General features: G+C 43.7%; 16 protein-coding genes. 9 read left to right on the top strand and 7 right to left on the bottom strand.

Going from position 1 to position 14,910, the window contains the following annotated elements; all coding sequences use genetic code 11:
• The 5 genes from AACR09_RS15660 to AACR09_RS15640 all read left to right on the top strand — a co-directional run bounded on the left by AACR09_RS15660 (position 1) and on the right by AACR09_RS15640 (position 4,139).
• Positions 1–306 (top strand): chaperone NapD, encoded by a 306-nt coding sequence (locus AACR09_RS15660; protein WP_004731320.1) that lies wholly within the window; start codon positions 1–3, stop codon positions 304–306.
• On the top strand, positions 303–2,792 hold the full coding sequence (gene napA, locus AACR09_RS15655; RefSeq protein WP_171329636.1) for a periplasmic nitrate reductase subunit alpha: 2,490 nt from the start codon (positions 303–305) through the stop codon (positions 2,790–2,792). Before AACR09_RS15660 ends, napA begins: the two co-directional genes overlap by 4 nt.
• Before the next feature lie 125 nt (positions 2,793–2,917).
• Positions 2,918–3,379 carry a nitrate reductase cytochrome c-type subunit gene (locus AACR09_RS15650; protein WP_004731324.1) on the top strand — a complete coding sequence of 154 codons (462 nt, stop codon included), beginning with the start codon at positions 2,918–2,920 and terminating at the stop codon, positions 3,377–3,379.
• A 29-nt stretch (positions 3,380–3,408) separates the two neighbouring features.
• Positions 3,409–3,990 (top strand): NapC/NirT family cytochrome c, encoded by a 582-nt coding sequence (locus AACR09_RS15645; RefSeq protein WP_004731326.1) that lies wholly within the window; start codon positions 3,409–3,411, stop codon positions 3,988–3,990.
• A gap of 11 nt (positions 3,991–4,001) precedes the next feature.
• Positions 4,002–4,139, top strand: coding sequence for a TIGR02808 family protein (locus AACR09_RS15640; protein ID WP_004731329.1), 138 nt, complete (start codon positions 4,002–4,004; stop codon positions 4,137–4,139).
• Positions 4,140–4,263: 124 nt separating this feature from the next.
• On the opposite strand, the gene phaC is transcribed toward AACR09_RS15640, so the two are convergent.
• From phaC to AACR09_RS15615, 5 genes are all read right to left on the bottom strand, one after another.
• Positions 4,264–6,090 carry a class I poly(R)-hydroxyalkanoic acid synthase gene (gene phaC / locus AACR09_RS15635; RefSeq protein WP_193835354.1) on the bottom strand — a complete coding sequence of 609 codons (1,827 nt, stop codon included), beginning with the start codon at positions 6,088–6,090 and terminating at the stop codon, positions 4,264–4,266.
• Positions 6,091–6,165: 75 nt separating this feature from the next.
• Entirely contained in the window at positions 6,166–6,513 is a 348-nt protein-coding gene (locus AACR09_RS15630) for a phasin family protein (protein ID WP_004731353.1), read from the bottom strand.
• Between the two features lie 110 nt (positions 6,514–6,623).
• Complete coding sequence (locus AACR09_RS15625) at positions 6,624–7,835, bottom strand: acetyl-CoA C-acetyltransferase (protein WP_171313394.1); 1,212 nt, start codon at positions 7,833–7,835, stop codon at positions 6,624–6,626.
• A 26-nt stretch (positions 7,836–7,861) separates the two neighbouring features.
• On the bottom strand, positions 7,862–8,602 hold the full coding sequence (locus AACR09_RS15620; protein WP_017109528.1) for an SDR family oxidoreductase: 741 nt from the start codon (positions 8,600–8,602) through the stop codon (positions 7,862–7,864).
• Between the two features lie 530 nt (positions 8,603–9,132).
• Positions 9,133–9,810 carry an SH3 domain-containing protein gene (locus AACR09_RS15615; protein ID WP_193835353.1) on the bottom strand — a complete coding sequence of 226 codons (678 nt, stop codon included), beginning with the start codon at positions 9,808–9,810 and terminating at the stop codon, positions 9,133–9,135.
• A 96-nt stretch (positions 9,811–9,906) separates the two neighbouring features.
• On the opposite strand from AACR09_RS15615, the gene AACR09_RS15610 reads away from it, so the two are divergent.
• A complete protein-coding gene (locus AACR09_RS15610; protein WP_193835352.1) occupies positions 9,907–10,482 on the top strand; it encodes a hypothetical protein in 576 nt (191 codons plus the stop codon).
• Positions 10,483–10,751: 269 nt separating this feature from the next.
• Positions 10,752–10,994, top strand: a complete 243-nt coding sequence (locus AACR09_RS15605) for a hypothetical protein (protein ID WP_017062621.1) — start codon at positions 10,752–10,754, stop codon at positions 10,992–10,994.
• 169 nt (positions 10,995–11,163) lie between these two features.
• Here the strand turns inward: AACR09_RS15605 and AACR09_RS15600 are convergent, their stop codons facing one another.
• Entirely contained in the window at positions 11,164–11,622 is a 459-nt protein-coding gene (locus tag AACR09_RS15600; protein ID WP_017078313.1) for an Lrp/AsnC family transcriptional regulator, read from the bottom strand.
• Positions 11,623–11,771: 149 nt separating this feature from the next.
• On the opposite strand from AACR09_RS15600, the gene AACR09_RS15595 reads away from it, so the two are divergent.
• Positions 11,772–12,701, top strand: coding sequence for a DMT family transporter (locus AACR09_RS15595; protein WP_193835383.1), 930 nt, complete (start codon positions 11,772–11,774; stop codon positions 12,699–12,701).
• Between the two features lie 137 nt (positions 12,702–12,838).
• Complete coding sequence (locus tag AACR09_RS15590; protein ID WP_102258330.1) at positions 12,839–13,324, top strand: exoribonuclease R; 486 nt, start codon at positions 12,839–12,841, stop codon at positions 13,322–13,324.
• 152 nt (positions 13,325–13,476) lie between these two features.
• Here the strand turns inward: AACR09_RS15590 and AACR09_RS15585 are convergent, their stop codons facing one another.
• Positions 13,477–14,850 (bottom strand): sensor histidine kinase, encoded by a 1,374-nt coding sequence (locus AACR09_RS15585; RefSeq protein WP_193835351.1) that lies wholly within the window; start codon positions 14,848–14,850, stop codon positions 13,477–13,479.
• Positions 14,851–14,910 lie beyond the last annotated feature (60 nt).

Genomic DNA, 14,910 nt, shown 5'->3' with positions numbered 1-14,910 from the left:
ATGGCACTAAATGAAGTGCATATATCAAGTTTAGTCGTGCATGTGAGCCCAGAGCATCTAGACGAGATCAAAGCACAAATCGAGAAATTCGATAACGCAGAGATTTACGGCAGCAGCCCTGAAGGCAAAATCATAGTAGTCCTAGAAACCGAAAACCAAGGTTTTGTAACGGACACCATCGAAGAAATTAATAATATTACGAACGTTTTAGGCACAGCTTTGGTTTATCACCAAATCGAAACTGAGCTCGACGAAACGGATTTAGAAACTGGAAGCAACAATTCTCAACTTGAGGGTGAAGTATGAAAATGACAAGACGCGCGTTTGTGAAAGCAAACGCAGCTGCATCAGCGGCAGCCGTTGCAGGTGTAACTCTGCCAGCAACAGCAACCAACCTGATTGCTAGCTCTGATCAAACAAAAATCACGTGGGATAAAGCGCCTTGTCGTTTTTGTGGTACGGGCTGTTCGGTACTAGTTGGTACTCAAAACGGTAAAGTGGTTGCGACTCAAGGCGACCCAGAAGCACCTGTAAACAAAGGCCTTAACTGTATTAAAGGTTACTTCCTTTCAAAAATCATGTACGGCAAAGACCGTCTTGAAACTCCTCTTCTTCGTATGAAAGACGGTGAGTTCCATAAAGATGGTGATTTCACACCAGTATCTTGGGACACAGCTTTCGACGTAATGGCTGAGAAATGGAAAGCGGCTCTGAAGAAGAATGGTCCAACAGGTGTTGGTATGTTCGGTTCAGGCCAGTGGACTGTAATGGAAGGTTACGCAGCAGTTAAGATGATGAAAGCGGGCTTCCGTTCAAACAACATCGATCCAAACGCTCGTCACTGTATGGCTTCTGCGGTAGGTGCATTCATGCGTACCTTCGGTATCGATGAGCCAATGGGTTGTTACGATGACTTTGAACACGCAGACGCATTTGTACTGTGGGGTTCAAACATGGCAGAAATGCACCCAGTACTATGGACCCGTATTACAGACCGTCGTCTAAGCCACCCACACGTTAAAGTAAACGTACTGTCTACTTACTACCACCGTTCTTTTGAGCTTGCAGACACGGGTTACATCTTCGAACCTCAATCAGATCTAGCGATTGCTAACTTCATTGCTAACTACATCATTCAAAACGATGCGGTTAACTGGGACTTCGTGAACAAACACACGAACTTCAAGCAAGCAACAACAGACATCGGTTACGGCCTTCGTGATGATGATCCTCTACAACAGGCAGCTGCGAACCCTAACTCAGGCAAAATGACTGATATCAGCTTCGAGAACTACAAAGCTTCTGTTGCTGAATACACCGTTGAGAAAGCGTCTGAAATGTCAGGTGTATCTCAAGATGACCTTATCAAGCTGGCTAAGCAATACGCGGATCCAAACATCAAAGTAATGTCACTTTGGACTATGGGTATGAACCAACATACTCGTGGTGTATGGATGAACAGCCTTGTGTACAACATCCACCTTCTAACAGGTAAGATTTCTACTCCAGGTAACAGCCCATTCTCACTAACTGGCCAACCATCTGCGTGTGGTACAGCTCGTGAAGTTGGTACGTTCTCTCACCGTCTACCGGCAGATATGGTGGTTGCTAACCCTAAACACCGTAAGATTGCAGAAGACATCTGGAAACTTCCAGAAGGCACTATCCCTGCTAAACCGGGTGCTCACGCTGTTGTTCAAGACCGTATGCTTAAAGACGGCAAGATCAATGCGTACTGGGTAATGTGTAACAACAACATGCAAGCTGGTCCAAACATCAACACTGAACGTCTGCCAGGTTACCGCAACCCAGACAACTTCATTGTATGTTCTGACCCGTACCCAACGGCAACAGCTCAAGCGGCTGACCTTATCCTTCCAACAGCAATGTGGATCGAAAAAGAAGGTGCTTACGGTAACGCAGAACGTCGTACACAAGCATGGTACCAACAAGTGAAAACGGTAGGTGACGCGAAGTCTGACCTATGGCAAATCATGGAATTCTCTAAGCGTTTCACTATTGAAGAAGTTTGGGGCGAAGAGCTGGTTGCGAAAATGCCTGAGTACCGTGGCAAAACCATGTACGACGTGCTTTACAAAAACGGCAACGTTGATGCATTCCCACTGTCTGAAGCTCAAGAGCTTAACGACGATGCACAAGCTCAAGGTTTCTACGTTCAAAAAGGTCTATTCGAAGAATACGCAGCCTTTGGTCGCGGCCACGGTCACGATTTAGCACCATACGATCGCTACCACCAAGTTCGTGGTCTACGTTGGCCTGTTGTTGACGGTAAAGAAACACTATGGCGCTTTAAAGAAGGTTCAGATCCATACGCTAAGAAAGGTTCTGACTGGGACTTCTACGGCAAGCCAGATGGTAAAGCACTGATCATCAACGCTCCATACGAAGCGCCACCAGAAGTACCAAACGATGAATACGATATGTGGCTATGTACTGGTCGTGTTCTTGAGCACTGGCACACAGGTACTATGACTCGTCGTGTACCAGAACTTTACAAAGCAGTACCGGATGCACTTTGTTACATCCACCCTGCTGACGCTAAAGCTCGTGGCCTTCGCCGTGGTGATGAAGTTCTTATCGAAAACAAACGTGGTGAAGTACGCGTTCGTGTTGAAACTCGTGGTCGTAACCGTCCACCACAAGGCTTGGTATTCGTACCATTCTTTGATGCAAGAATTCTGATCAACAAGTTGATCTTGGATGCAACGGATCCTCTGTCTAAGCAGACGGATTATAAGAAGTGTCCAGTTAAGATCACTAAGGTTTCTTAAGCGCCAATTGCTTTTAGAACCTAGATACAAGATCTAACGTATTTAATATTGCGACTACTTTTTTCATCACTTTTTGAAAAAAGTAGTCCACTCAAAGAATTAGCCTTTAGGCGGAGAAATTAACCATGAAAAAACTGATTACTGCCCTACTATCAGCTGGTCTTTTGCTAGCTGGTGCAGTTCAAGCTCAAGCTGAGCTGGATAACCCAGGCGGCATTGGTGGCGTAGAATCTCTACGTGGTGCAAGTGAACTTGAAGCTACTCGCGCAGCAGATGACTTCAAAAAGTTCCCTCGTGACCAAGTACTTGAGAGTGACTACGTATACCAACCACCTCTAGTGCCTCATACTATTCGTAGCTATGAAGTTTCTCTTAACGCTAACAAGTGTCTTTCTTGCCACAGCTGGAAAAACGCAAAAGAAATGGGTGCGACTAAAGTGAGTGTAACTCACTACATGAACCGTGAAGATGCGGTACTTGCAGACGTATCACCTCGTCGTTATTTCTGTCTACAGTGTCACGTACCTCAAGCTAATGCTAAACCACTAGTTGAGAACGAGTTCAAACCTGTAGATTCACTGCGTTAATCGTAGCCAGACGGTAAGAGAGGCTATATATGATAAAATTACTTAAAGCGTTTTGGAAAAGACTCGCGACACCAAGTAAAGCAGCGGTAGGCGTTGTACTTTTCTTGGGTTTCGCTGGCGGTCTTTTATTCTGGGGTGCATTTAACACAGGTATGCAAGCAACCAACACGGAAGAGTTCTGTTCTGGTTGTCATGCGCCTATTGTTGCTGAAATCCAAGAAACAATTCACTACTCTAACCGCTCAGGCGTTCGTGCTATCTGTTCAGATTGTCACGTACCTCACGAGTGGACAGATAAAATTGTTCGTAAGGTTCAGGCATCTAAAGAGTTGTACGCGCACTTTATTGCAAAAACCATCAACACTGAAGAGAAATTCAAAGCACGTCGTGCCCACCTTGCTGAACGTGAGTGGAAACGTATGAAAGGCAATGACTCACTTGAGTGTCGTAACTGTCACCAGTTCGATTACATGGACTTCTCAGAGCAGAGCCCTCGTAGTGCGAAACAACACTCAACTGCGCTAGCTTCTGGTGAAAAAACGTGTGTAGATTGCCACAAAGGTATCGCACATAAACTACCAGACATGCACGGCGTTGAAGGCTGGCAATAAGGAGCGATTGAATGAGTACTTTAGAAAGCGTAATTTGGCACATCCTAGGTTACAGTGCTATGCCAGTTATCATTCTTGGTGGCTTTGCAGGTGTTGCGGCCGTATCTCTTTGGCTTTTATCTATGACTAAAGACAAAGAAATCGATTAGAAATCGAAATTGCGTCAACTTTTGCCAGTTATTTTTGAGATGAGTTGATACTAGAAAGCCACTGAATTCAGTGGCTTTTTTATTGTCTGTAAGGTATTTCTACTGTTAAGTAAGAGGCAAGACGTTAAGCTTGGTTTTCCGAAGCTTCTGGGTCGACGGTCTCTTTATCGACAGCTTCTTTATCAAGAATCGGCAGCACCTGCTTTACATAGTTACCCGGAGCCTTGCCAATCACAGGATGAAGCTCGGAACCTTGATTGAAAGGTTCGATTTTCTCGTCAGCTTCAAAGCCTTGTAACCATTGATCCCAGTGTGTCCACCATGAGCCTTCGTTGTGACTTGCGTTGTTTAGCCATTCGTCAGCAGAGTCGTCTAGGTTGTCGTTCAACCAGTAGCCGTATTTCTTTTTCTCTGGATGGTTAACAATGCCTGCAATGTGGCCAGACTCGCCCAGAACAAACGTTTTGTTGCCACCCGTGTTCAATGCACCACGGTAAGTCCCTTGCCACAAAGCAATATGGTCTTCTTTGGCCGAGATAAAGTAGCTCGGAATTTTGATCTTATTCAAATCAATCCAAACACCGCCGACTTTCACGCCTTTGTCTTGAACCAGTTTGTTTTCAAGATAGAGCTCTCGCAGCAAGAAGTTATGGCATTTAGCCGCCACGTTAGTGCTATCACTGTTCCAGTACAATAGATCGAACTCCATCGGGCTGCTGCCTTTGAGGTAGTTATCAATATAGTAGTTCCAGTATAAGCTGTTCTCTCGAAGCAAACTGAACGTCACGCTCAACGAGCGACCATCCATGTAGCCTTTCGCGTTGTTCTGTTTCTCAATCGCGTCGATTATCGTTTCATTGATGTACGCCCCAACCTCACCAGGCTGAGAGAAATCTAGTAACGTGGTAAAGAAGCTCGCCGTTTTTATGCGTTTCTTCATACGCTTAGCTGCATAGTAAGCCACAGTAGAAGCGAGTACCGTACCGCCAATGCAATAGCCTGCCGCATTAATTTGCTCTTTACCGGTAATGTCTTCAATAGCGGTTACCGCCTTAACAACACCTTCCGTGACATAATCTCCGAATTCTTGGTCTTTCTGTGCCTCACCCGGATTGCGCCAAGACATCATAAATACGCTATGCCCTTGTTCGAGCAACCAACGTACCATCGAGTTCTTTTCACGAAGGTCGAGAATGTAGTACTTATTGATGAAAGGCGGAACGATCAACAATGGTGTCGCATTAACTTGTGGTGTCTTTGGGTGGTACTGAATCAGCTCAAACAGCTCGTTTTGAAAGACAACATCACCTTCAGTATTGGCAACATCCACACCCAATCGGAATGCATTATTGTTGGTCATGCGGATCTTAAGGATGTCGGCACTCGCTTCCACGTCCGCTTGCAATTGTTCTAACCCATCAAGAAGGTTCTCGCCATTTCTCTCAAGAGTCAGCTTCATCAACTCCGGGTTAGTCGCGATAAAATTACTTGGGGACATGGCATTGATAGCCTGACGTGAGAAGAACGCCACACGTTCTTTGGTTTTCTCGTCAATGCCTTCAATCGAGTTGATGGTATCGATATAGCTTTTACTAAACAGCAAGTAAGATTGCTTGATGAAGCTATAGAAAGGGTCGTTCTTCCATGCATCATCGATAAAACGCTTGTCACCACGATCTTCAGTGATAACGCTTTCAGTGTTACCCATCAGTGCTGCGTTTTGCCAGATTTGCAGTTGCTGTTCCCACCATTGAGATTGCAGCTGAAGTAGAACGGCTGGTTGGTTTGCGGCTTGCTCAAAAATTTTCGATGCATCATCAAAATTCAATTCTTGCATCGCTTTATTTAAGGGAGATTGCGCGGCTTCCTTGTTTTGTTCAAAATTTTCCCACCATTGCTGGTTCGTTTGTTGAAGCTTAACAAGGTAGTCCGAAAAGAAGTGTTGAAACATAACATGACTCCAATAATCGGAAAATCGCCACCAAGCCGCACAGGCCAACCTGTACTAACTCGATGGCGACTAGTTTTATGCAGGCGTAACTGTTTTCAAGTTTTCAGTTGTTAGTGTTTCAACATCTTCTTTGAACTCTTTTGCAGCAGCTTGCATTTTTGAGCTATCACTCATCATCTGTTGAGACAATTGAGTGAGTGCCGTTAGTTGCTGGCCATTAAAAGCGGTAAGACTATTTACGTCTTTGATTTCACTGACTGCTTTCATTTGTGCAAGACCCATATCGGTATAAGTCTGCAAAGCATTCATTTGAAGTTCAGTCATTGTTTGAACGTTCTTTGCAACCAACTTATTGAATTTCAAGTACGGTTCGAACTGCTTTTCAGTTTGGTCTGTGATTGTTTTGAAAATATCCGTGTACATAAGTAACTCCTGGTGAATACATAGTTAGTGAAGAAATAGCTTAATAAAGAAACAGTTAAAAAATAAATAGCTTAAAAAACCAATTTGCCTCGCCTACGGCACGTCGAGTTCTACCCCTCAATACCTTTAAGTAAAACAGCGGTTCCCATTCCCCCACCCACACAAAGCGAAGCAACACCATAATTGGTATGTTGCTCGATCATTTCGTGGATGAGTGAAACAATAATTCGGTTACCTGATGCCCCTAAAGGGTGACCAAGTGCGATAGCGCCACCGTTGACATTAACTTTAGATTTGAACGCTTCAAGCGGCAGATCATGTTGTTCAGACAACTGGTACATTACGCCTAACGCCTGTGCAGCGAAGGCTTCATTCAACTCAAACAACTCGACTTCTTCTAAAGTTAAATCCGCTTTATCTAGCGCTTTAGATACTGCTTCTACTGGGCCCAATCCCATAATTTTTGGGTCTAAACCAGATTGTGCGTAGCTGCTTAGCTCTACGAGTGGTGTCAGGCCGTATTTCAAGACCGCAGATTCAGACGCTAAGATAATGGCACTTGCGCCATCATTGATGCCCGAAGCGTTACCTGCCGTAACCGTACCTTCACGGTCAAAGGCTGGACGAAGCTTTTGTAGAGCTTCGAATGTCGCGTCTGACTTCGGATACTCATCGGTATCAAAAGTGACGGTTTGTCTGCGCTGCTTAACTTCTACAGGCACGATTTGCTCATTGAATTTACCCGCTTCGATAGCGGCTACCGCCTTCTGCTGGCTTTCTAACGCGTAGTTATCTTGTGCGAGACGCGAAATATTCAAAGCGTTGGCGATGTTTTCAGCGGTCATGCCCATGTGGTAGTGATTGAACGCATCGGTTAACCCATCACCCACTAGCAAGTCTTTCATCGAGATGTCACCCATCTTGTGTCCGTTGCGAATACTCGGTGGCACAATAAAAGGAATCTGAGACATCACCTCAACACCCGCTGCAATAACGACTTCAGCATCTTGTGCTTTGATGTGCGCCGCTGCGTCCATCACCGACTTCATGCCGCTGCCGCAAATCATGTTCACACCGTATGCAGGTGTTTCCTCAGGTAACCCTGCATAGATGGAAGCCTGCCGTGCAACCCCCATACCTTGACCTGCCGAAATCACATTACCAACGATCACTTCATCAATCGCATCCAACGAAAGATCTACGGACTCCAACGCGCCTTTGATCGCAACGCCAGCCAACTCGCCCGCAGATACGTTTTTTAGCGACCCGGTGAATGCTCCAATAGGAGTACGCTTAGCCGCAACAATAAATACTTTTTCCATTATTCCATTCCCTTCAGTTTCGCCGATTAGTGCATGTACAAGCCGCCATTAACAGACAGTGTTTCGCCTGTAATGTACGCGCCAGATTCACTTGCTAAAAAGCCCACTGCGTCTGCAATTTCTACAGGTGTCGCTAAACGTTTCATTGGAATTTGGTTTTTAATTGAATCAAGTACTTCAGGCTTCATTTGCTCAACCATAGGGGTGCCGGTGTAGCCAGGGGCAACCACGTTTACCGTCACACCGCTTCTAGCCCCCTCTGCTGCCAAAGCTTTTGAAAAACCAATCATTCCCGCTTTAGCCGCCGAGTAGTTAGTTTGTCCAAACTGACCTTTTAGGCCATTGACGGAAGAGATGTTGATGACTCGGCAATTGCCCTTTTCGCACATCGGTGCAAACAGAGGCTGTGTCACATTGAAAAGGCTGTTGAGGTTAGTCTCAATCACATCTTTCCAAGCTTCGGCATCCATCTTTTTGAAGACGCTGTCACGAGTAATACCTGCGTTGTTTACCAAAACATCCACCGTGCCTTCTTCTTCTAACAACTTGCTTAGGCTCTGTGCACATTCAGCGGTGTTGGTGACATCTAATTCAAACAATCGCACTTGGTCTTCAGTAAATTGTTTTTCGTTAAACCAATCCAGTGCGCACTGATAATTCCCAGTAAAATAGGTCGCGATAACACGATAACCGTCTGCAACTAATTTAGAGGAAATTGCTGAGCCGATACCGCCTTTTGACCCTGTAATTAAAGCAAGCTTTTTCATTAATGGTTCCATCCCTTACAAGCAATTAAATAACAATGATGTTAATAAGATAATGTCTTAGTTGATAATTAAACTTTACGTTTTGCTTTAATTAAACCCTACAACTCAAAATCAAAAATTATTATTACAAATAAAAAATATTTTCGTATTATGATTAAAAACTAGACTTACGTTCCAAAACCAATGAAATGTTACATGGATGTAAATCGACATAATGCTTTGATTTTAATAAGGTTTATTTAATTTCACTTTTATCACCAAGCAGATAAGTCTTTGTTAATACGAGACAAACCTATATCTCTCAGCTTGTTTCAAGAAGAATGCAATATGGGAATTTGAAATGATTGATCATGAGAATAATAACGAAACTTTAATTAGCCATTAATAAATGGTTCCTTATCATTCTATATGAACCTCAATATAATTAACGTTCTGGATTGGAAAGATGAACATTATGAATAGACAAAAAAAGCCCACTCAATCTATGAGTGGGCTTAAGTAAACATTATTAATAAATAGAGCGTGGGATTCTACTTCGTAAATATTTCATTTGTATTTACATCTAAATAAATTTTATTTTCAAGAGACAGTCCGCCGCAATAAATAAAATAGACATCTCGGTCACTGTACTTCACCGATTTCACCCAACCACCTAACTCCTCGAAGTCACTTGGGTCACATTCGCCATCAGAGATCAGCTCTGCAACCGTATTGCGGAACGTCTCTTTATGGATCTTAAGATCGTCGGATTTAACCAAATATGAATCCAATATCTCTATGCTTTCTTTCTCGGAAATAATCACTTCATCATTAGATAGGCCAGACATCGAAACCCATTCGGCTGTCTGTGGCCCGCCTTCTTTTAGAACGATGTAATCTGAGATACGAGCCCATTCGCCTTGTTTCTCTAAAACTTCGACCTTTTCACCTTTATAGAGGTAATCTGTTATCAACCCATCAATTTCAGGCTGCTCTACCACTTCGAGCTTTCTATCCAAAACGTAAAATTCGGTCTGTTCTAGTTCAGGCTGAAGATCCATGATGGGTGCGAGCTCAGAATCTGACTGCTGAGCAACTTCTGCAGCTGGCTCTTCCATTTTCTCTGGTGGAATTGGGTCTTTATTCATGACCAAGAAGTAATACGCCGCTCCTCCGCCCAATATTAACAACACAAGTAAAGCGATCAGCGCTTTTTTCATCAAATCCACCAGCTCTTCCGTTTTAGGTATCTTTCAAGTGTACATCAACTCATGCTGCTGCTCATCTATACTCTCTATAGAGAACGCAGTAAGTAGAGGAAAGTCATGAGTTTTTGGGTGAAGGTTATCATTGTGAGTGTACCTTTGAGTGCTAATGTCGCGCTAGCAAACCATTGTGACCGTGAAAACTGGCAAGTACTGTTGGACCGCCAACTCTCATTTGAAGGGCGGTACAACCAATACACTAAAGAATTCAACCAAGTTCTCTCAACCTATGAATCACAAACGCTGTTATCCAAACATTTCACCAGAAAGCAGATCATTGAACTTTGGGCAAAGTACGAACAAAGGTTTAATGTACAGCTCAATAGTCATATGAATACCGCTTACGATGTCTCTGAGGTTCTATTAAAACAGGCATACGTTGTGTCTACCGAGCTAGACGGGGCGGAATCTCTAACGCATTCTTGGCAAGCCGTCGCTAAACATTGCACCAACGCAAAACTACCGCAACAGACAGAAAGTGCGCAGGTGCATGTACAAAGCTCACAATCACTCTCGCAAGATCTCCATACACTCAGTGAAAAGTTCCGTCGGCTGTCTTCAAAATACCGCAAAGAAGCCACGATGATTGACGAAGCACGTCACGCAAACCAACCGACAAACGATGGCCCAAACTGAAAACATTACTAGGTTTCATCGCTTTATCGACTGGATTTTTCCGATAAATATGCTTCCCTCAAGCCAAAATAGTCAGATAACTCGTTAATCAAAGCTTTATCAATAAGTTGTAAAACTAATGTGCGAACTATCAACAATAAAGTTCAATTTCCGACCAATGCAAGCGAGTATGTGAGATATTCATCACAAAATAGATTTACAAACGCCAAGAAATTGTTATCATGATTATTCATATAACTTAATAACAAGAAACATTTTGGCTAGGTAATATGCAAAAAACTATGGCTTTCAACTGCTTGAGTAACACGGAATGGACTGCGGAGATAAGAGGTAAACTTTTATCTGTAGCTAAACACATGGAAGAGTTCGGTTCAGTAAGTGAGCTAGAGCTATGTAAGATATTTGGAGAGACGATTTGGAATGACGGTGTGGATTATCATTCACATGCTTTCTCATTCAGAATTAACGCTCAAACTGGGGATTGTTCAATCTCTAACTTTAAGTATCACTAAGTTTTGCACCTATCATATACGGAGTGCCTTTCACGAGGCGCTCCGTTTTTTATTGCTGCGCATCTGGTATTTGACGACTGTCTTTAAGAGCAGCGGCACCCTAGTTTAACAACGAAAGTCATTTCGTTTTCAGCTCATTTCACCCAAAGACATCTCCCCTACCTATAGCTTAGTCAGTATAAACCGGAAGTGGCGCATTGCCTTTCACTTGCCTAATCGCAAGATGAGTATGTATATCTTTTACGTTAGAGAGTCGCTGTAGCTTTCTTGTAAATGCTTCATAAGCCATAAGATTTGGGCTGACAACTTCTAAAAGATAGTCATAAGCTCCGGATACAACGTGACAGCTAATGACCTCTTCCATCTCGACAATTGCACTTTCAAATTTATCGATCGACACTTCTTGGTGGTTGTTTAAGCTCACCTCAACAAACACACTCATTGCGATGCCGACCTGTTCTCGTGACAGGCTCACACGATAGCCATCAATAATCCCTTTTTCTTCCAGTCTTTTGATGCGTCTCGCGCACGGTGAAGCCGATAAGCCAACCTCATCAGCTAACTCAGCCGTGGTTAGCCTGCCGTCTTTCTGAAGCAACTCAAGAAGATGTCTATCAATCCTATCCATAGCAAATACCGATCATTGGTTAAATTCGTTAACAATTTGGGAAATATTAGCAGAAATCATCAACCGTGACTCAAGTTCGAACAAAACTTGCCAACTTGTGGCACACCAAGTACCCCATAATGAGTCATCATCCACTTTCCTTGTTTATTATGAAGCTTGGTTACCTATCTATTATTGTCACTCTGCTCATCTGGGCGAGCTTTTTCCTTTCTCTTAAAGGCGGCGCAAATTCAGACTTAACACCTGCAGACATCGCACTGACTCGATTCCTCATACCTGCATTGGTGCTATTGCCTTTGATGTGGAAAGCACGCAGCACGATCGCTGCTGTCCCGAATCGATACTTGGCCGGTATGTTTGTAGGGTGCGGGTTGCCTTATTTACTCGTTGCAGGGACAGCCATGCAGTTTGTTCCGGTATCACACGGGAGTGCTTTGGTTCCGGGAACGCTTCCTTTGTTCGTAACAGGGATCGCGGTACTCTTTTTTAAACAACCGCTTAGCCGACACCGTGTCGTTGGTTTAGGTCTTGTTTTACTCGGGATATTGTTGTTTCTAGGAAATAGCTTAAGCAGCTTCAACTTTGAATACACCAAAGGTCACTTGTTGTTTTTGTGTGGCAGCTTAATGTGGGCGACTTTTACCATCTCAGCACGTGTTGCCAATCTTAATGCGCTCGTGAGTGCAGGTTTTATCTCATTCTGTTCCACTTTGCTATTACTGATCCTTATCCTTACAGGAACCCTCCCTAGCCATTTAATGAGCACACCAATTGCTCAGTGGCCAGTCACAGAGCTTGCCGTACATTCAGTGGTGCAAGGCGTCGGCGCAGGCCTAATAGCGGCATTCACTTATCTCTATGCTGTTAATACACTAGGAGCCGAGCGATCAGCCGCCTTTGGCAGTGCAACACCCGCCGTTGCAACTTTGTTGGCGATCCCACTGTTTAACGAGATTCCAGATACGATGACTTGGTTAGCGCTTGGTTCGATTTGTATCGGCAGCTTGGTCGCGAGCAACATTTTCATGAGAAACGACCAGTCTATGCAGTATCAACCGCCAAGCCATAGCAAAGCCTGATACTGCGTTCAAACCTAAATACAGTTCCCCTAAACATCAATTTTAGGGCTTGTAGTACATAGATAAGCCTACAAACGTAGGCTTATCTAAAATCTGCTTTTTCTGAACTCGCTTCTCCATTAAACTGTCCGACCTTTTTGCAGATCCAAGAGAACACCATGCAACGCGATTACACTTTAACTTGCTTAAACAACATGCCTCGTGAAGAACTAGAAGAATTTAGTTTAAGAATGATTCATCGCCTTGTCCCTGAAGATGCAATGACGGAACTGTTTACGTTCGAACAAGAAGAAGTGACCAATGAAGAGCGCATGCAGTCAGCGAAGTTCGATGCAATGCTACGAATGACCGCAATCGCGCTGAGTGAAGTGAACCTTGCATTTAGTGAGTCGGATAACTCACAGCAAAACATCGAGCGCATGACTCGACTATTGCTTTGGCACTTCTATGCAATGTCGTTCAACCTTGAGCAAGCGATCAGCCTTGAAACTCACTGTGACAAAGTCGAAAAGATTTTGTTGAAAGCACCGACAGAAGCATTTGGTTGGGTAAAAGAGCTCACAGAGTTGCTGCACTTCTATGCTGAACTAAATGAAGGCAATGAAGACAAAAAAGACGCATAAAGTCCCTTCAACTTAAAAACTTCTCAACTTCTCAACTTAAAAGCGGCTCAACGAGTTGTTCGTTACTCAAGGAACAACTCGCCTATCCCCTAGAACGGCGGCAAGAAAAACGATATCGAAAGAAATTGGAACTAAATCGAAGGCAGACAGGGCTAAACCGAAGGCAAATAGAAACTTTGTTGAAATGAGTTGTCTGCTTTTGTTGTTTCTAAAACACTATGATGCAACATCAGTATCGACTGAGCGATTTTGGTGCCAATACCTAACGAACCATTAGGGGCCTCTAGTTCAACTTCATTATGGATAACGACCTTCACCCGTTTTGAATCCGATTCTAAACCTACATCTAACGACACCATTGTTCCGCTCGGGCTATGCCTCAATGCATTATCTAGCAGATTCAAGATCAGCCTCTCAAGTAAATCACCGTCACCCACAGCCTTGATTCCAATAGGTATATTGACGTTCAACTCAACATTCTTATGGTGATACTGGCTTTGTATCGTTTCTAAGCATTCGTTCATCAACACATTAAAATCGATTGAAGCGTATTGATACTTAGGCACAGGATTATCATTCTTGGCGCTATCGAGTAGTGAATGGAGCTGTTCAGACAACTTGTTGCCATTGCGGTAAGCGACGTCAATCAACGGGTCTGACTTCGGATTTTGAATCTTCCACGTTTCTAGGTAGCCAAGAACACTCGATAATGGCGTTTTCAAATCATGACTGAGCTGTAATAAGCTTTGTCTGCGGTGTGATGACTGATACTCAAGCTGCAAAAACTGTTGTTGGATGTGTTTCGCCATCAATTGATAAGAACGTGCAATGGGCACCAATTCTGGCACTTGATGGACAAAGTTAGGTTCCAATCTAAAATCTTGCTCAGCTTGTTGCTGCAATTTATTGGTTACCGCCTCTATTGGGTTCAACAGACTGCGTTTCACTAGCAGATAAGCTCCAATCGCAAAGCCAAAAATAGAAACCAGCACAAGCCCTGCAAGTGCGATGTATGGTGTATCAACCTGAGAGTTGGTGATCACAGTATGGCGATTACTTCCTATCACCACATACAAATAACCTACCGTCGACCCTAGCTCTTCAATCGCCGCCACAGAAAATACTTTAGGAGAGCCTGGGTTGATCGGGTCTTCGCCCAAAATCGGATAAGGCTCGTCATTTAAGAACTGTTGAATGGGCGCTAGATCTATCTGATTGGCTAACACAGTGCCTTCTGGCGCCGCATTAGTGGTGATATTGCCCTGACTATCCAGAAAATAGATATCAAAATCAGGCCCTATCAACATCAAGGTATGGAATATAGATTTGAGTGCTTTGGGATTGTAGTCTGTACCGATCATGAGAGGATTATCATCGCGCATATGAACTGCGAGCTCTTTATGTAAGCTCTGCTTGGTTCTTTGTTCTATGGTCTCTTTTTGCCAATGATAAGTGTAAGCAATCACCACACTTACCAACAAAAACCACAAACTTGTGAACAGCACTAAACGTGATTTGAAACTCATGTTATCTCCTCGATGGCTCGTAGGTCTTACTGGCTTTTTAGTAAACTTAGGACGCGACAC

The organism is Vibrio sp. OPT20 (assembly GCF_963889365.1).
In the GTDB taxonomy this organism is placed as follows: Bacteria; Pseudomonadota; Gammaproteobacteria; order Enterobacterales; family Vibrionaceae; genus Vibrio; species Vibrio splendidus.
The sequence above is the reverse complement of the archived record's forward strand: the minus strand, read 5'-3'. Positions and strand labels throughout refer to the sequence as shown.